At 44.0% G+C, this 18,294-nt stretch carries 18 protein-coding genes; 17 read left to right on the top strand and 1 reads right to left on the bottom strand.

Annotated features, from left to right (window positions below):
* Positions 1–11: 11 nt before the first annotated feature.
* The 9 genes from lepA to mtaB all read left to right on the top strand — a co-directional run bounded on the left by lepA (position 12) and on the right by mtaB (position 11,083).
* Complete coding sequence (gene lepA, locus CW370_RS08020; RefSeq protein ID WP_024572266.1) at positions 12–1,850, top strand: translation elongation factor 4; 1,839 nt, start codon at positions 12–14, stop codon at positions 1,848–1,850.
* A 52-nt stretch (positions 1,851–1,902) separates the two neighbouring features.
* Positions 1,903–3,042 carry a radical SAM family heme chaperone HemW gene (gene hemW, locus CW370_RS08015; protein ID WP_024572267.1) on the top strand — a complete coding sequence of 380 codons (1,140 nt, stop codon included), beginning with the start codon at positions 1,903–1,905 and terminating at the stop codon, positions 3,040–3,042.
* Positions 3,043–3,122: 80 nt separating this feature from the next.
* Positions 3,123–4,154: a heat-inducible transcriptional repressor HrcA gene (gene hrcA / locus CW370_RS08010; protein ID WP_003246126.1), complete on the top strand. Its 1,032-nt coding sequence runs from the start codon at positions 3,123–3,125 to the stop codon at positions 4,152–4,154.
* 71 nt (positions 4,155–4,225) lie between these two features.
* Complete coding sequence (gene grpE, locus CW370_RS08005) at positions 4,226–4,789, top strand: nucleotide exchange factor GrpE (RefSeq protein WP_003230005.1); 564 nt, start codon at positions 4,226–4,228, stop codon at positions 4,787–4,789.
* 23 nt (positions 4,790–4,812) lie between these two features.
* Positions 4,813–6,648 (top strand): molecular chaperone DnaK, encoded by a 1,836-nt coding sequence (gene dnaK / locus CW370_RS08000; protein ID WP_014477380.1) that lies wholly within the window; start codon positions 4,813–4,815, stop codon positions 6,646–6,648.
* Between the two features lie 199 nt (positions 6,649–6,847).
* The gene (gene dnaJ, locus CW370_RS07995; RefSeq protein ID WP_003230010.1) at positions 6,848–7,975 is read left to right on the top strand and encodes a molecular chaperone DnaJ; all 1,128 of its coding nucleotides are present in this window, start codon (positions 6,848–6,850) and stop codon (positions 7,973–7,975) included.
* Between the two features lie 24 nt (positions 7,976–7,999).
* Positions 8,000–8,935, top strand: a complete 936-nt coding sequence (prmA, locus tag CW370_RS07990; protein WP_004398884.1) for a 50S ribosomal protein L11 methyltransferase — start codon at positions 8,000–8,002, stop codon at positions 8,933–8,935.
* Positions 8,936–8,957: 22 nt separating this feature from the next.
* On the top strand, positions 8,958–9,728 hold the full coding sequence (locus tag CW370_RS07985; RefSeq protein WP_024572268.1) for a 16S rRNA (uracil(1498)-N(3))-methyltransferase: 771 nt from the start codon (positions 8,958–8,960) through the stop codon (positions 9,726–9,728).
* A complete protein-coding gene (mtaB, locus tag CW370_RS07980; RefSeq protein WP_024572269.1) occupies positions 9,728–11,083 on the top strand; it encodes a tRNA (N(6)-L-threonylcarbamoyladenosine(37)-C(2))-methylthiotransferase MtaB in 1,356 nt (451 codons plus the stop codon). The genes CW370_RS07985 and mtaB overlap by 1 nt, the downstream gene beginning before the upstream one ends.
* 36 nt (positions 11,084–11,119) lie before the next feature.
* Here mtaB and CW370_RS07975 read toward each other — a convergent pair whose 3' ends face one another.
* Positions 11,120–12,043 carry a Na/Pi symporter gene (locus tag CW370_RS07975; protein WP_015714282.1) on the bottom strand — a complete coding sequence of 308 codons (924 nt, stop codon included), beginning with the start codon at positions 12,041–12,043 and terminating at the stop codon, positions 11,120–11,122.
* Between the two features lie 172 nt (positions 12,044–12,215).
* Here CW370_RS07975 and rpsU point away from each other — a divergent pair, with 172 nt between their 5' ends.
* The 8 genes from rpsU (at position 12,216) to CW370_RS07935 (ending at position 18,264) form a co-directional block, all read left to right on the top strand.
* Positions 12,216–12,389: a 30S ribosomal protein S21 gene (rpsU, locus tag CW370_RS07970; protein ID WP_003152957.1), complete on the top strand. Its 174-nt coding sequence runs from the start codon at positions 12,216–12,218 to the stop codon at positions 12,387–12,389.
* Between the two features lie 14 nt (positions 12,390–12,403).
* Positions 12,404–12,850 (top strand): GatB/YqeY domain-containing protein, encoded by a 447-nt coding sequence (locus tag CW370_RS07965; protein WP_003230022.1) that lies wholly within the window; start codon positions 12,404–12,406, stop codon positions 12,848–12,850.
* Between the two features lie 130 nt (positions 12,851–12,980).
* Positions 12,981–14,294 carry an NfeD family protein gene (locus tag CW370_RS07960; protein ID WP_029946405.1) on the top strand — a complete coding sequence of 438 codons (1,314 nt, stop codon included), beginning with the start codon at positions 12,981–12,983 and terminating at the stop codon, positions 14,292–14,294.
* Between the two features lie 21 nt (positions 14,295–14,315).
* Entirely contained in the window at positions 14,316–15,311 is a 996-nt protein-coding gene (floA, locus tag CW370_RS07955) for a flotillin-like protein FloA (RefSeq protein ID WP_014477375.1), read from the top strand.
* 24 nt (positions 15,312–15,335) lie between these two features.
* Complete coding sequence (locus CW370_RS07950) at positions 15,336–15,755, top strand: hypothetical protein (protein ID WP_024573276.1); 420 nt, start codon at positions 15,336–15,338, stop codon at positions 15,753–15,755.
* A gap of 56 nt (positions 15,756–15,811) precedes the next feature.
* Positions 15,812–16,093 (top strand): sporulation protein YqfC, encoded by a 282-nt coding sequence (gene yqfC, locus CW370_RS07945; RefSeq protein WP_003226191.1) that lies wholly within the window; start codon positions 15,812–15,814, stop codon positions 16,091–16,093.
* Between the two features lie 18 nt (positions 16,094–16,111).
* Complete coding sequence (gene yqfD / locus CW370_RS07940) at positions 16,112–17,308, top strand: sporulation protein YqfD (RefSeq protein WP_003230033.1); 1,197 nt, start codon at positions 16,112–16,114, stop codon at positions 17,306–17,308.
* Positions 17,305–18,264, top strand: coding sequence for a PhoH family protein (locus CW370_RS07935; protein ID WP_014477373.1), 960 nt, complete (start codon positions 17,305–17,307; stop codon positions 18,262–18,264). Before yqfD ends, CW370_RS07935 begins: the two co-directional genes overlap by 4 nt.
* Positions 18,265–18,294: the final 30 nt, after the last annotated feature.

The raw sequence follows: 18,294 nt of genomic DNA, 5'->3' as shown, positions 1-18,294 counted from the left end.
AGTGATAGATTGTGACAGATAAAGAAAAGCGTTTAGAGAGGCAATCGAGAATACGGAATTTCTCTATCATTGCCCATATTGACCACGGAAAATCGACCTTAGCGGATCGTATTTTAGAAAAAACGTCGGCAATCACTCAACGAGAAATGAAAGAACAATTGCTCGATTCTATGGATCTTGAACGTGAGCGGGGCATAACCATTAAATTAAACTCTGTTCAGCTTAAATATAAAGCAAAAGACGGAGAAGAATATATCTTTCATCTAATCGATACGCCGGGACACGTCGACTTCACATATGAAGTATCCCGAAGCCTTGCTGCCTGTGAGGGAGCGATTCTTGTCGTAGATGCAGCCCAGGGGATTGAAGCGCAGACGCTCGCCAATGTCTACTTAGCGCTTGACAACGATCTTGAAATCCTTCCGGTCATCAATAAAATCGACCTTCCGAGCGCCGAGCCTGAACGTGTGCGCCAAGAGGTAGAAGACGTTATCGGCCTTGATGCATCAGAAGCCGTGCTTGCTTCAGCAAAAGCCGGTATTGGGATTGAGGAGATTTTAGAACAAATCGTAGAAAAGGTGCCAGCTCCGACCGGAGATCCGGAGGCGCCGCTCAAAGCGCTGATCTTCGACTCGCTTTATGACGCCTACCGCGGTGTCGTGGCTTATATCAGAGTCGTTGAAGGAACGGTAAAGCCGGGACAAAAAATCAAAATGATGGCAACCGGCAAAGAATTCGAAGTAACAGAGGTAGGCGTGTTCACGCCGAAAGCAACTCCGACAAATGAACTGACGGTCGGTGATGTAGGCTTCCTGACTGCCTCAATCAAAAATGTCGGTGACACACGTGTCGGTGATACAATAACGAGCGCTGCTAATCCTGCAGAAGAAGCGCTGCCGGGATACCGCAAGCTAAACCCGATGGTGTACTGTGGTTTGTATCCGATTGATACAGCGAAGTATAATGATTTAAGGGAAGCTCTTGAAAAGCTTGAGCTGAATGATTCCTCCCTTCAATATGAAGCGGAAACTTCGCAAGCGCTTGGATTCGGGTTCCGCTGCGGATTTTTAGGCATGCTTCACATGGAGATCATTCAGGAGCGAATTGAGCGTGAGTTCAACATCGACCTGATTACTACAGCGCCAAGCGTTATCTATGACGTGTACATGACAGACGGCGAAAAGGTCGTTGTCGACAACCCGTCTAACATGCCGGATCCTCAAAAGATCGAACGGGTTGAGGAGCCATACGTAAAAGCGACGATGATGGTGCCGAATGACTATGTCGGCGCTGTAATGGAGCTTTGCCAAGGAAAACGAGGCAATTTCATTGATATGCAGTATTTAGACGCAAACCGTGTCAGCATCATTTATGATATGCCATTAGCGGAAATCGTATATGAGTTTTTTGACCAGCTGAAATCAAGCACTAAAGGCTATGCGTCCTTTGATTATGAACTGATCGGCTACAAACCGTCCAAGCTTGTGAAAATGGACATTATGCTGAATGGTGAAAAAATCGATGCCCTTTCCTTTATCGTGCATCGAGATTACGCATATGAACGCGGAAAAGTGATCGTTGAAAAACTGAAAGAACTCATTCCGCGCCAGCAGTTTGAAGTTCCGATACAAGCCGCAATCGGCCAGAAAATCGTGGCCCGCTCCACCATAAAAGCAATGCGTAAAAACGTATTGGCTAAATGTTACGGAGGGGACATCTCGCGTAAACGGAAACTTCTTGAAAAACAAAAAGAAGGAAAACGCCGTATGAAGCAGGTCGGCTCAGTTGAAGTGCCGCAAGAAGCATTTATGGCAGTTCTGAAAATGGACGACAGTCCGAAAAAACAATAGAAGCCGCCGCAGTCTTGTACTGCGGCTTCTTTCTGTAAAGAAGGTGAATCCGTTGAAATCAGCTTATATCCATATCCCATTTTGTGAGCATATTTGCCACTACTGCGATTTCAATAAATATTTTATTCAAAGTCAGCCAGTCGACGAGTATTTAAACGCACTCGAACAGGAAATGATAAATACAATAGCAAAAACTGGGCAGCCTGATCTCAAAACAATCTTTATCGGAGGAGGCACGCCGACCTCCCTGTCTGAGGAACAGCTCAAAAAGCTGATGGACATGATCAACCGCGTACTGAAGCCCTCAAGCGACTTATCGGAATTTGCGGTTGAAGCGAATCCGGACGACTTGTCCGCAGAGAAATTAAAAATATTAAAAGAAGCAGGCGTAAATCGCCTCAGCTTTGGTGTGCAAACGTTCGAAGACGATCTGTTAGAAAAAATCGGCCGAGTGCACAAGCAAAAAGATGTATTCACCTCTTTTGAAAGAGCGCGGGAAATCGGTTTTGAGAATATCAGTCTTGATCTCATGTTCGGGCTTCCGGGGCAAACCCTCAAGCATCTGGAACATTCTATAAACACTGCTTTATCATTGGGTGCCGAGCATTATTCCGTTTACTCCCTTATTGTAGAACCGAAAACGGTATTTTATAATTTGATGCAAAAAGGGCGGCTTCATCTTCCGCCGCAGGAGCAGGAAGCTGAAATGTATGAAATGGTGATGAGCCAGATGGAAGCTCACGGCATCCATCAATATGAAATCAGCAACTTTGCTAAGGCAGGCATGGAATCTAAGCACAATCTAACGTATTGGAGCAACGAACAATATTTCGGTTTCGGAGCTGGCGCTCACGGATATATCGGCGGCACACGAACAGTGAACGTCGGACCTGTTAAGCATTACATTGACCTGATAGCTGAAAAGGGTTTTCCGTACAGAGATACACATGAAGTGACAACAGAAGAACAGATTGAGGAAGAAATGTTTTTAGGTTTGAGAAAAACAGCCGGTGTCAGCAAAAAACGATTCGCAGAAAAATACGGCCGTTCCCTGGATGGACTTTTCCCAAGCGTGTTAAAAGACCTCGCTGAAAAAGGGCTGATTCACAATTCGGAGTCTGCCGTTTATTTGACTCATCAAGGGAAATTATTAGGCAATGAAGTTTTTGGCGCTTTTTTGGGTGAGTTATAATTGACATTTTTCTTGTGGTTTGATACTTTTGTTATAGAATTAGCACTCGCTTATTGAGAGTGCTAACAGAGGTGATGATGATGTTAACAAATCGTCAGCTGCTGATCCTTCAGGTTATAATCAACGATTTTATTAAATCGGCACAGCCGGTGGGATCAAGAACTCTTTCGAAAAAAGATGAAATCACATTTAGCTCTGCAACAATAAGAAACGAGATGGCTGACTTGGAGGAATTGGGCTTTATTGAAAAAACCCATTCATCCTCAGGACGTGTTCCGTCAGAAAAAGGGTATCGGTACTATGTTGACCATTTGCTGTCACCCGTCAAACTGACGAAAAGCGACCTGGACCAAATCCACTCGATCTTCAAAGAGAAAATTTTCGAGCTGGAGAAGACAGTTCAAAAATCAGCGCAAATTTTGTCCGATCTGACGAATTACACATCCATCGTACTCGGGCCGAAGCTGAGTGAGAATTACCTTAAACAGATTCAAATCATTCCGATTCAGCCTGATATGGCGGTAGCGATTCTCGTTACCAATACGGGGCATGTGGAAAACAAAACGATTAACTTTCCGACCAAAATGGATCTGTCTGATATTGAAAAACTGGTAAATATACTGAACGACCGTTTAAGCGGCGTTCCAATGGATGAACTGAATGAGCGCATATTTAAAGAAGTTGTCATGTACCTAAGACAGCACATTAAAAACTATGACAATATACTCGACGCGCTTCGTTCAACCTTTCATTCCACAAATCACGTTGAAAAGTTGTTTTTTGGCGGGAAAATCAATATGCTGAACCAGCCTGAGTTCCATGATATCACCCGAGTTCGGTCGCTCCTTTCATTAATTGAGAAAGAACAGGATGTTTTAAAGCTGGTTCAATCCCCGCACACGGGAATTTCGATTAAAATCGGAAAAGAAAACGACTATGAAGAGATGGAAAATTGCAGTCTGATTACGGCTTCTTATTCCGTAGACCAGAAGCAGATCGGCTCAATTGCGATTATCGGCCCGACCCGCATGAATTATTCCAGGGTTGTCAGCCTGCTTCAGCATGTGACTTCAGACTTGTCAAAAGCATTAACAAGTCTGTATGATGAATAAGGGAATTTTGGCAAATTTTATCGAAGGGCAGCACCTGTCCTTCTCCTTACACTTTGAGGGAGGTGAACACAATGTCAGAAGAAAAACAAACCGTTGAACAAAACGAAACAGAAGAGCAAGAAATCATTGAAGAACAAGCTGCCGCTGATGAACAGCAGGAAGAAACAAATGAAAGCGAACTTCTTCAAAACCAAATTAACGAATTGCAAGGTTTGCTTGAGGAAAAAGAAAACAAACTTTTGCGTGTTCAAGCAGACTTTGAAAACTATAAACGACGCAGCCGTTTAGAGATGGAAGCGTCCCAAAAATACCGTTCTCAAAATATCGTGACTGATTTGCTGCCGGCTCTTGACAGCTTTGAACGAGCGCTTCAGGTTGAAGCCGACAATGAACAGACGAAAAGTTTGCTCCAGGGAATGGAAATGGTCCACCGTCAGCTCGTAGAAGCCTTGAAAAAAGAAGGCGTCGAAGCCATCGAAGCTGTAGGGCAGGAATTTGATCCTAATCTGCACCAAGCTGTTATGCAGGCTGAAGACGAAAACTACGGCTCCAACATTGTTGTTGAGGAAATGCAAAAAGGCTATAAGCTGAAGGATCGCGTCATTCGCCCTTCCATGGTCAAAGTGAATCAATAATTACATAGCAGGAGGTTATTCAAGTGAGTAAAGTTATCGGAATCGACTTAGGAACAACAAACTCATGTGTGGCAGTGCTTGAAGGCGGCGAGCCTAAAGTTATTGCTAACGCTGAAGGAAACCGCACAACGCCATCAGTTGTTGCGTTTAAAAACGGCGAACGTCAAGTAGGGGAAGTGGCTAAACGCCAATCTATTACAAACCCTAACACAATTATGTCAGTCAAACGTCATATGGGTACTGATTATAAAGTTGAAATTGAAGGAAAGGATTACACTCCACAAGAAGTGTCTGCTATCATCCTTCAACACCTTAAATCATACGCTGAAAGCTATCTTGGCGAAACAGTATCAAAAGCAGTTATCACAGTTCCTGCATACTTTAACGATGCTGAGCGTCAAGCAACAAAAGACGCTGGTAAAATTGCAGGTCTTGAAGTAGAACGTATCATCAACGAGCCGACTGCAGCAGCGCTTGCATACGGACTTGATAAAACAGACGAAGATCAAACGATCCTAGTATACGACCTTGGCGGCGGTACATTCGATGTTTCCATCCTTGAGCTTGGCGACGGTGTATTCGAAGTTCGTTCAACTGCCGGCGACAACCGTCTGGGCGGGGACGATTTTGACCAAGTTATCATCGATCATCTTGTGTCTGAATTCAAAAAAGAAAACGGCATTGATTTATCAAAAGACAAAATGGCGCTTCAGCGTTTGAAAGACGCAGCTGAAAAAGCGAAAAAAGATCTTTCCGGCGTATCTTCTACGCAAATTTCTTTACCGTTTATCACAGCTGGAGAAGCAGGACCGCTTCACCTTGAACTTACATTAACTCGTGCTAAATTCGAAGAGCTTTCTTCTCATTTAGTAGAGCGCACAATGGGTCCTGTCCGTCAAGCGCTTCAAGATGCAGGACTTTCTGCAAGTGAAATCGACAAAGTCATCCTTGTCGGCGGATCAACTCGTATCCCTGCCGTACAAGAAGCAATCAAAAAAGAAACTGGAAAAGAAGCGCATAAAGGCGTAAACCCGGATGAAGTTGTAGCGCTTGGTGCTGCGATTCAGGGCGGCGTTATCACAGGTGACGTAAAAGATGTTGTTCTGCTTGACGTTACACCGCTTTCTCTCGGTATCGAAACAATGGGCGGCGTGTTTACAAAACTGATCGACCGCAACACGACGATCCCGACAAGCAAATCTCAAGTGTTCTCAACTGCTGCTGATAACCAAACAGCTGTTGATATCCATGTTCTTCAAGGTGAGCGCCCAATGTCTGCCGACAACAAAACACTCGGCCGCTTCCAGCTTACTGATATCCCGCCAGCACCGCGCGGCGTGCCTCAAATCGAAGTTTCTTTCGATATTGACAAAAACGGTATCGTAAACGTAAGAGCAAAAGACTTAGGCACAGGGAAAGAACAAAACATTACAATTAAATCTTCTTCAGGTCTTTCAGATGAAGAGATCGAACGCATGGTTAAAGAAGCGGAAGAAAATGCTGACGCTGATGCGAAGAAAAAAGAAGAAATCGAAGTCCGCAACGAAGCAGATCAGCTTGTTTTCCAAACTGAGAAAACATTAAAAGATCTTGAAGGCAAAGTGGATGAAGAACAAGTGAAAAAAGCCAACGATGCCAAAGACGCTTTAAAAGCAGCAATTGAGAAAAACGAATTTGAAGAGATCAAAGCGAAAAAAGATGAGCTTCAAACAATCGTTCAAGAGCTTTCTATGAAGCTTTATGAAGAAGCTGCTAAAGCACAGCAAGCTCAAGGCGGAGCAAACGCTGAAGGCAAAGCGGATGACAACGTTGTCGACGCTGAATACGAAGAAGTAAACGACGACCAAAACAAAAAATAAGTTCTTTTTAGTGTCAGCCCCGCTTCCGGAGCTGACCGAAAAGAACACATTTCATAATCTGATTCAATGATTAGAAAGTCAAAGTCAGGCATCTCTTGGCTTTGACTTTTTTTCTTGCCCGGGATAAAAGGAATTGAAAAATCATAATTCAAAATGATACAATCTAATTTATGTGAGAAATTCGGGAGAGTGAAGCGAGATGAGTAAGCGTGATTACTATGAAGTGCTGGGAGTAAGTAAGAGCGCTTCAAAGGATGAAATTAAAAAAGCTTATCGGAAGCTGTCAAAAAAATATCATCCTGATATTAACAAAGAAGCCGGATCAGATGAAAAATTTAAAGAGGTAAAAGAAGCGTACGAAACGCTGTCAGATGACCAAAAACGTGCGCATTACGATCAATTTGGTCACACTGATCCTAACCAAGGCTTCGGCGGCGGAGGTTTTGGCGGCGGCGATTTCGGCGGTTTTGGTTTCGATGATATTTTCTCAAGTATTTTCGGCGGAGGCACAAGACGGAGAGATCCAAATGCTCCGCGCCAGGGTGCTGATTTACAGTATACGATGACCCTGTCGTTTGAGGATGCGGCTTTCGGTAAAGAAACAACCATCGAAATTCCCCGCGAGGAAACGTGCGAAACATGTAAAGGCTCAGGTGCGAAACCTGGAACAAATCCAGAAACATGCTCCCACTGCGGAGGCTCCGGCCAGTTAAACGTGGAGCAAAATACACCGTTTGGAAAAGTCGTTAACAGACGGGTCTGCCACCACTGTGAAGGTACAGGCAAAATCATTAAAAACAAATGTGCGGACTGCGGCGGCAAAGGAAAAATCAAAAAACGCAAGAAAATCAATGTGACAATTCCAGCCGGTGTAGATGACGGGCAGCAGCTTCGTCTCTCGGGACAGGGTGAACCAGGAATAAACGGCGGCCCTGCTGGGGATTTATTTGTCGTGTTCCATGTACGCGCACACGAGTTCTTCGAGCGTGACGGCGATGATATTTACTGTGAAATGCCGTTAACGTTTGCTCAGGCTGCTCTTGGAGATGAGGTAGAAGTGCCGACGCTGCATGGAAAAGTGAAATTGAAAATTCCGGCCGGTACACAAACAGGAACGAAATTCAGATTAAGAGGCAAAGGCGTTCAAAATGTCAGAGGCTATGGACAGGGTGACCAGCATATCGTCGTCCGCGTCGTTACGCCGACAAATCTGACTGATAAACAAAAAGACATTATCCGCGAATTTGCCGAAGTCAGCGGAAACCTGCCTGACGAACAGGAAATGAGTTTCTTTGACAAGGTAAAACGCGCGTTTAAAGGCGATTAATTATTGGATGAGGAGTTGGTAGTTTTGAAATGGTCCGAATTAAGCATTCACACAACACATGAAGCGGTCGAACCTATCTCAAATATATTGCATGAAGCTGGTGCAAGTGGGGTTGTGATAGAGGACCCGCTTGATTTAATTAAAGAACGTGAGAATGTGTACGGGGAAATCTACCAGCTCGACCCCAATGATTACCCAGATGAGGGTGTCATTGTCAAAGCATATCTGCCGGTTAACAGTTTTCTGGGCGAAACTGTAGACGGCATTAAAGAAACGATTAATAATCTCCTTCTTTACAATATTGATTTGGGCAGAAACCACATCACTATTTCTGAAGTAAATGAAGAAGAGTGGGCGACTGCCTGGAAAAAGTATTATCATCCTGTGAAAATTTCTGAAAAGTTTACAATTGTGCCGACGTGGGAGGAATATACGCCGGTCCATACTGATGAACTGATTATTGAAATGGATCCGGGAATGGCTTTCGGCACAGGGACACATCCGACAACCGTACTCTGCATTCAGGCGCTTGAACGCTTTGTGCAAAAGGGTGATAAGGTGATTGATGTCGGCACTGGTTCGGGAATTTTAAGTATTGCGGCTGCAATGCTTGAGGCTGAATCGGTTCATGCCTACGATCTTGATCCCGTGGCTGTAGAAAGTGCACGCCTTAATCTCAAGCTGAACAAAGTCAGCGATATTGCTCAAGTGAAGCAAAACAATTTGTTAGACGGGATTGAAGGGGAACATGATGTGATTGTGGCCAACATTTTGGCTGAAGTCATTCTTCGCTTTACTTCACAAGCGTACAGCCTGTTAAAAGAAGGCGGCCACTTTATTACGTCAGGAATCATCGGTCATAAAAAACAAGAAGTAAAAGAAGCACTGGAACAAGCTGGCTTTACCATTGTAGAAATCCTTTCAATGGAAGATTGGGTCAGCATTATTGCGAAAAAATAACAGTTAGTAGGTGTCACAGCGTATGCAACGATATTTTATCGAGCTCACGAAGCAGCAAATAGAGGAAGCGCCGGCTTTTTTGATTACTGGCGAAGATGTTCATCATATTGTGAACGTGATGAGAATGAATGAGGGAGACCAGATTATCTGCTGCTCTCAAGACGGCTTCGAGGCAAAATGTGAACTTCAATCTGTTTCCAAAGATAAAGTGTCCTGCCTTGTGATAGAATGGACGAATGAAAACAGAGAGCTTCCGATAAAGGTCTATATTGCGAGCGGCCTTCCGAAAGGAGATAAGCTTGAATGGATTATCCAAAAGGGGACTGAGCTCGGAGCTCATGCCTTTATTCCTTTCCAAGCCGCGCGTTCTGTTGTCAAGCTGGATGACAAAAAGGCAAAGAAAAAGCGGGAAAGATGGACGAAAATTGCGAAGGAAGCGGCTGAGCAATCGTACCGTAACGAAGTGCCGCGAGTGATGGATGTCCATTCTTTTCAGCAGCTTCTTCAAAGGATGCAGGATTTCGATAAATGTGTCGTTGCATACGAGGAGTCATCGAAGCAAGGGGAAATAAGCGCATTCAGCGCGATTGTAAGCAGCCTTCCGAAAGGATCATCTCTATTGATCGTATTTGGTCCCGAAGGCGGTTTAACAGAAGCGGAGGTTGAACGGCTCACAGAGCAAGACGGTGTGACGTGCGGCCTTGGACCGAGAATTTTAAGGACAGAAACCGCTCCGCTATACGCGTTGAGTGCGATTTCTTATCAAACAGAGTTATTAAGAGGTGATCAGTAATGGCAACTGTTGCTTTCCATACGCTTGGCTGTAAAGTCAACCATTATGAAACAGAAGCAATCTGGCAGCTTTTCAAAGAAGCGGGCTATGAAAGAAGAGACTTTGAACAAACAGCTGATGTATATGTCATTAATACATGTACGGTTACAAATACGGGAGATAAAAAAAGCCGCCAAGTGATCAGACGCGCCATTCGTCAAAATCCTGACGGTGTCATCTGTGTCACAGGCTGCTACGCGCAAACCTCACCTGCTGAGATTATGGCGATCCCCGGTGTCGACATTGTAGTCGGAACACAGGACCGTGAAAAAATGCTTGGCTACATTGACCAATACCGAGAAGAACGCCAGCCGATTAATGGCGTCAGCAACATCATGAAAGCAAGAGTATACGAAGAGCTTGATGTGCCTGCTTTCACGGACCGCACAAGAGCGTCATTGAAAATACAGGAGGGCTGCAATAATTTCTGCACATTCTGTATCATTCCGTGGGCGAGAGGCCTGCTCCGCTCCCGCGATCCTGAAGAAGTCATTAAACAAGCGCAGCAGCTTGTTGATGCCGGATATAAGGAAATTGTTCTTACGGGTATTCATACAGGCGGCTACGGCGAAGATATGAAAGATTACAACTTCGCGAAGCTTTTGAGCGAATTAGACACCCGTGTGGAAGGCGTGAAACGGATCAGAATTTCTTCAATCGAAGCCAGCCAAATCACTGACGAAGTGATCGAGGTCTTAGACCGCTCAGATAAGATAGTGAATCATCTGCATATTCCTATCCAATCCGGATCAAACACAGTGCTTAAACGGATGAGACGCAAATATACAATGGAATTCTTTGCAGACCGTTTAAATAAATTGAAAAAAGCACTGCCAGGCTTAGCTGTTACTTCTGATGTCATCGTCGGGTTCCCTGGAGAAACAGAAGAAGAATTTATGGAAACCTATAACTTTATTAAAGAACATAAATTCTCTGAACTGCATGTTTTCCCTTACAGTAAGCGTACAGGAACACCAGCTGCGCGAATGGAAGACCAAGTGGATGAAAACGTGAAAAACGAACGTGTGCACCGCCTGATTGCTCTTTCTGACCAGCTTGCAAAAGAATACGCTTCTCAGTATGAAAATGAAGTGCTTGAGATTATCCCTGAGGAAGCGTTTAAGGAAATAGAAGAAGAAAATATGTTTGTCGGTTACACAGACAATTATATGAAGGTTGTTTTCAAAGGTACGGAAGATATGATCGGCAAAATCGTAAAAGTCAAAATCCTAAAAGCAGGTTATCCTTACAATGAAGGACAGTTTGTCCGTGTGGTTGAGGATGAAATAACTGAACACATGCGTTTGTCTTCTTAACCTGAAAAATCGGTGCATTAAAATGTACCGGTTTTTTTATTTAGCCGGGATAAGAAGGTGAATTAATCGGTAAAACAAGTTTGTAAGTGGAAGGAATAAAAGAGCTGTTACTACATTAAATAAAAGGCTGAAATGAGCAATCCTTTGGGCGGGATCGGGTGATAACTGCTCTACAAAGCCGGTCGCTGCGGTCAGAAAAGGCAATACTAGAGCCACCCCTAGCACGTTAAATACCACATGCGCATACGCTGTCTGTTTCGCCGCATATCCCCCGGATACAGCAGCCATGACAGCTGTAATGCATGTCCCGATATTTGATCCGAGTACGACGCTCATCGCCTGTGTCAGTCCGATAATCCCTTCATTCATAAAACTCATCAAAATGCCGATACAGACAGAACTGGAGTGAATGATGGCAGTTAACACCATCCCGATGAGCAAAGCGGACCAGTTTGAATCGTTAACATGGTATAGAACGTCGGCTCCCGTTTTCAGCTTTGTCAGCGGCCCGGCAAGATGGCTGAATCCGCTGATGCAAAAGAAGATGATGCCCAGTCCAAGGAAGCTTGTTCCCAGCTGTTTCAAAGGATACCTGCCAGTCAGAAAAAACAATAAACCTCCTATTAAAAGAACCCAAATCAAAATATCCATTTTGATAGCAATAAATTCAGTTGTAAAAGTAGAGCCAACATTCGTCCCCAGAATCATTGGTATCGTCCGCTTAAAAGAAAGAACGCCCGCACTTACAAAGCCGATGACAATGACCATAAAAGCTGAACTGCTCTGAAGTATTCCCGTAAATACAATGCTGATAAGAAACGCTTTTAACGGATGGTCCGTAAATAAAAGCAAACGTTCTTCAATTTTTGAGTACGCCATAGAAATTAAGCCTTTTCGAAGCATGTTCATGCCTGCGAGAAAGAATAATATAAGAGCAGTAAAGCTAATCAGAATTAACATCCTATTCACCAACCCCTTTCTATCATTATATAGACAGGCAGTCGCACTCATGACGGAAAAGTGAACTCACTTAGTTGACCTGACTGATGGCTTATATTATAATGTCAAAGTACATGTTTATATGTGTAACTTAAAGGTAGTCGATTGGTGTATTCGGAGGGAGGGAAAGAGAATGTCAAAAACGGTCGTTAGAAAAAACGAATCGCTTGAAGATGCTCTTCGTCGCTTCAAACGCAGTGTATCAAAGACAGGTACTTTGCAAGAAGCAAGAAAGCGTGAATTTTATGAAAAACCTAGCGTAAAGCGCAAGAAAAAGTCTGAAGCTGCTAGAAAACGCAAATTCTAAAAGAGGGTGGATTTATGAGTCTTCTTGAGCGTCTCAACCAGGATATGAAGCTGTATATGAAAAACCGTGAGAAAGACAAACTGACTGTCGTTCGAATGGTTAAGGCTTCACTTCAAAATGAAGCAATTAAGCTTAAGAAAGACAGTTTGACCGAGGATGAGGAACTCACTGTCCTTTCTCGTGAACTTAAGCAACGTAAAGACTCCCTCCAGGAATTTTCAAACGCTAATCGTTTAGATTTAGTAGATAAAGTTCAAAAAGAGCTGGACATTTTAGAAGTTTATTTACCTGAGCAGCTGTCAGAAGAAGAGCTGCGTACAATCGTAAATGAAACCATCGCGGAGGTCGGTGCGAGCTCAAAAGCGGACATGGGCAAAGTGATGGGGGCAATTATGCCTAAAGTAAAAGGTAAAGCTGACGGAAGTTTAATTAATAAGCTTGTGAGCAGTCAACTGTCTTAAATGGCAAAGAAAAGGACATCTTTCTAAGAGAGATGTCTTTTTTTATACATAAAAAAATGAAACCTTTGATACATTTGTTACGTATGAAGAGAAGGCACTTATTATAAAAGGAAGGAGGGATACACCGCCCTTGCTTCAAATCAAAGGATTCCGTGCTGCTCTTTTGAGTATATTTTTGCTTTCTTTATTAGGCGTACAACTGAATGCAAAAGCAGAAAAACAAACTGTTTATGTGATTCCGGTTGAAAAAAATGTCGAACAGGGTCTCGCTTCGTTTTTGTCCCGTTCGTTACAAGACGCAAAGGATGCACATGCAGACCATATTATTCTTGATATCAATACCCCGGGGGGATTGGTCAAATCTGCTATTGATATGGCCGATTTGATAACCGAAAGCGAGATCCCCGTAACTGCATATGTCAACAAACGCGCGTTGTCTGCTGGTGCATATATTGCACTGCAAGCAGATCACATTTATATGGCGCCTGGCGGAAAAATGGGAGCCGCCGCGATTGTTGATGGTCAAGGCAATGCCGCTGACCAAAAAGCTCAATCACTTTGGCTGGCAGAGATGGAAGATGCCGCAGTGAAAAATAACCGCGATCCAAAATATGCGCTCGCAATGGCTGACCCGGATATAGATGCTAAGGAAGTCGGCGCGCCTAAAGGAGATCTGCTGACACTTAACGCAGACAAGGCAATTGAGATAGGCTATTCAGAAGGCACTGCTGACAATTTATCCACGCTCGTAAAGAAGCTTGGGTTCGAAAAAGCGCAGATCAGCTACGCAAAGGAGAGTTTTGCGGAAAAGACGGCAAGATGGCTGACGAATCCGGTCATTGTCCCTATTCTGCTGACAATCGCATTTTTAGGTCTGACGGTGGAGCTTTTTTCCCCGGGTGTCGGCCTCCCTGGAACGGCTGGACTCATTGCGTTATTGCTGTTCTTTTACGGGCATCTTGCAGCAGGCCTTGCCGGGTATGAGACGGTTCTCCTCTTTATAGCAGGGGTGATCCTCATCCTGCTTGAGATTTTTCTTCCCGGAGGAATCATTGGATTACTGGGCTTGGGAGCGATTATTGCGAGCCTGTTTTTAGCCGCGGGGAGCTTCACTGTCATGGCGGTTTCTCTCTTGATCGCCTCAGCTGTTTCGATTACAGCTTTTATTTTACTGACAAGGGTGTTGGGAAAGCGTATGAAATTCTTTAAGAAATTGATATTAAATGATTCTACAAACACGGAGAGCGGCTACGTTTCAAATCAAACGCGCACGGACTTAATGGGAAAAGTGGGTATAACCTTTACACCGCTGCGTCCTTCCGGAACCGTGATTATTGATGATGAACGCCTTGACGTTGTATCGGAGGGATCGTTTACAGAAAAAGATAAAAAAGTAAAAGTGATTAAAGTAGAAGGCTCACGCATTGTCGTGAGAGAAATTTAAATAGAAACGAGGAGAAGTTATATGGATCCGTCAACACTTATGATTCTGGCAATTGTCGCAGTAGCGATCATTGTTTTGGCAGTATTTTTTACATTTGTGCCTGTAATGCTTTGGATTTCAGCTTTGGCAGCCGGAGTGAAAATCAGCATTTTCACTCTAGTTGGGATGAGGCTTCGCCGTGTCATTCCGAATCGGGTTGTTAACCCGCTGATTAAAGCCCATAAAGCGGGACTTAATGTTGGAACAAACCAGCTTGAAAGCCACTACCTGGCCGGAGGTAATGTTGACAGAGTCGTCAACGCGCTTATCGCCGCTCAGCGAGCTAACATTGAACTCACATTCGAGCGCTGTGCTGCCATTGATCTTGCAGGCCGGGACGTGTTGGAAGCTGTTCAAATGAGCGTTAATCCTAAGGTGATTGAAACACCGTTCATTGCCGGTGTCGCAATGGACGGGATTGAAGTGAAAGCGAAAGCGAGAATCACAGTAAGAGCGAATATCGAGCGCCTCGTCGGGGGAGCAGGAGAAGAAACCATTGTAGCTCGTGTAGGTGAGGGGATCGTTTCTACAATCGGTTCATCTGGCAATCATAAAAAAGTGCTTGAAAACCCTGACATGATTTCTCAGACAGTCCTTGGAAAAGGATTGGACTCAGGAACTGCGTTTGAAATTCTCTCAATTGATATTGCAGATGTAGATATCGGCAAAAACATCGGTGCAATTTTACAAACCGATCAGGCTGAGGCTGATAAAAACATCGCGCAGGCAAAAGCGGAAGAACGACGTGCGATGGCTGTCGCTCAAGAACAGGAAATGCGTGCCCGCGTAGAAGAAATGCGCGCGAAAGTGGTAGAAGCCGAGGCGGAAGTGCCGCTTGCGATGGCAGAAGCTTTGCGTGAAGGGAATATTGGCGTCATGGATTACATGAATATCAAGAACATCGATGCTGACACAGAAATGCGTGATTCATTCGGGAAGCTGACGAAAGACCCTTCGGATGAAGACCGCAAATCATAATCTCTCTAAGAAGGGAGAACGCTGATGGAAGATTTACTGACCAATCCGCTTATTATTGCAGCGATCATCGGAATCATTTCTGCGATTTTCGGCAAAAAGAGCAAAGAAGAAAAGCAAAACAGCCAAAAAAGAAAAAAACCTCAACACGTGCAATCTGCTTCTCCTCAAAAGAAGCAGTCAAAAGAAGATGCCCCTGCACCTATCCCTAACCGTATGGAACAGGCAAGACGGGAAGCGGAAGAAAGACGCAGGGAAACAGCAAGAAACCTGAAAGGGCTGGAACGAGATCTTGCTGCTGCAAAACAAAAAACAGTATACACAAAACAAAAAATGCTTCAGGTGAATAAAGACACCGTCGTACAGGGGATCGTTCTAGGAGAGGTGTTCGGGCCTCCACGGGCGAAAAAACCTCACCGTACGATGCGCTCGGCCCGTAAAAATTAAAGTGTTAGAACCTCCTTTCAAATCATACATATGAGATGAAAGGGGGTTCTTTTTGTATGGGGCAAAGAAAGAATCGTATGAAAGCTTGGCTGACAAGAGCATTGGAAATTCCCCCGGACGTTATGATGGATCTGCCGAGGATTACAATGGTTGGCAGACTTCATATCTACATAGAAAACCACAGAGGTCTTTTGCTTTTCAGTGAGAATGAAGTGAGGCTGATGCTGAAGCAGGGCCAGTGCATCATATCTGGTAAAAATTTTGTCATCAAGGCGATTCTTCCGGAAGAGATACTTTTGGAGGGTACGATTGATGTCGTTCGATATGTTGAGTCATAAAGCCGAGGGGGAAATGTTGTGAAAAATAAATGGCTGTCTTTTTTTTCGGGTAAGGTCCAGCTTGAATTGACGGGAAGAGGGATTGAGCGGCTCCTTAATGAATGCACAAGACAGGGGATTCCGGTCTTTCATGTCAAAAAAAAGAAAGAAGCCGTATCGTTATATATACAGCTTCAGGATGTACATGCCTTTCGGCGGGTGAGAAGTAAATTTAAATGTAAAGCCCGATTTATCAATCGGAAGGGTTTTCCCTTCCTGTTGCTGAAATCAAAGCTGAATATAGGGTTTACGATCGGTTTTGCGATTTTTTTCATCCTTTTGTTTTTGCTGTCCAATATGGTGTGGAAAATTGATGTGACAGGCGCTAAGCCTGAAACAGAACATCAAATGAGGCAGCATCTTAATGAAATCGGCGTCAAAAAGGGCCGTCTGCAGTTTTTAATGATGTCGCCCGAAAAAATACAGAAATCATTAACCAATGGAATAGACAATATCACTTGGGTCGGAGTTGATCTGAAGGGGACGACCATTCACATGAAAGTTGTGGAGAAAAATGAGCCCGAAAAAGAAAAGTATGTTAGCCCGCGCAATATTGTCGCCAAAAAGAAAGCAACCATTACGAGAATGTTTGTGCAAAAAGGACAGCCCATGGCTGCCATACACGATCATGTTGAAAAGGGGCAGCTGCTTGTTTCGGGACTGATCGGCAGCGAAGACCATCAGCAGGAAGTCGCCTCAAAAGCAGAAATTTACGGAGAAACCTGGTATAGATCAGAAGTGACAGTCCCGCTTGAAACATTATTTAACGTCTATACGGGCAAAGTAAGGACAAAGCACAAGCTTTCTTTTGGCTCGTTGGCAATCCCGATCTGGGGGATGACGTTTAAAAAAGAGGAATTGAAGCATCCAAAAACAGAACAAGAAAAGCATTCGCTTCATTTTCTCGGATTTAAGCTCCCTGTATCCTATGTCAAAGAGCAAACGAGAGAAAGTGAAGAGGCTTTGCGAAAATATACGAAAGAAGAAGCAGTTCAAGAAGGCATTAAATTGGGTAAACAGGATGTAGAGGATAAAATAGGCGAAAACGGCGAGGTGAAAAGTGAAAAAGTTTTGCACCAGACTGTTGAGAATGGTAAAGTAAAGTTGATTATTCTCTACCAAGTTATAGAAGATATCGTTCAAACCACACCTATTGTCAGGGAGACTGAAGAATGACAGAACATTTACTTGCGATGAATCAAAAACTGAAAAACCCGGACGAGGCGCTTTCACTCTTCGGGAACCAAGATTCTTTTTTGAAATTGATGGAGAAAGATCTGAATGTAAATATCATTACGCGCGGCGAGACGATTTATGTTTCAGGCGATGATGAATCGTTTCAGATTGCAGACAGGCTGCTGGGATCGCTCCTCGCTTTAATTCGCAAGGGGATAGAGATCTCTGAACGTGATGTGATTTACGCCATCAAAATGGCAAAGAAGAATGAACTTGAATACTTTGAAAGCATGTATGAAGAAGAAATTACAAAAAACGCAAAAGGCAAATCAATCCGTGTAAAAACAATGGGACAGCGGGAATACGTGGCCGCTATGAAGCGGAATGACCTTGTATTCGGCATTGGTCCGGCGGGAACCGGGAAAACGTACCTGGCTGTCGTAAAAGCAGTCCATGCTTTAAAAAACGGACATATCAAAAAAATCATTTTAACAAGACCTGCCGTGGAAGCTGGTGAAAGCCTTGGTTTTCTCCCAGGTGACCTAAAAGAAAAAGTAGATCCTTATTTGCGCCCGCTGTATGACGCTCTCCATGATGTGCTTGGGGCAGATCATACAGAACGTTTGATGGAAAGAGGCATCATTGAAATTGCTCCGCTCGCATATATGAGGGGACGGACGCTCGATGATGCTTATGTTATACTTGATGAAGCACAGAATACCACGCCTGCTCAAATGAAAATGTTTTTGACGAGACTGGGTTTTGGCTCTAAAATGATCATTACAGGTGACGTTAGCCAAATTGATCTGCCGAAAGGCGTCAAATCGGGACTTGCAGTAGCGAAGGAGATGCTGAAAGGAATAGACGGCATTTCTATGATTGAGCTAGACCAGACAGACGTGGTCAGACATCCGCTTGTTGCGAAAATAATTGAAGCATACGATAAGCAAAATTAATGCTGAATGACCCGATCGCGCGTTATCGGG

Source organism: Bacillus sp. SN32 (genome assembly GCF_002837495.1).
Classification (GTDB): Bacteria; Bacillota; Bacilli; order Bacillales; family Bacillaceae; genus Bacillus; species Bacillus subtilis.
Note: the sequence above shows the minus strand (reverse complement) of the source record. Positions and strands in the feature narration are given on the sequence as shown.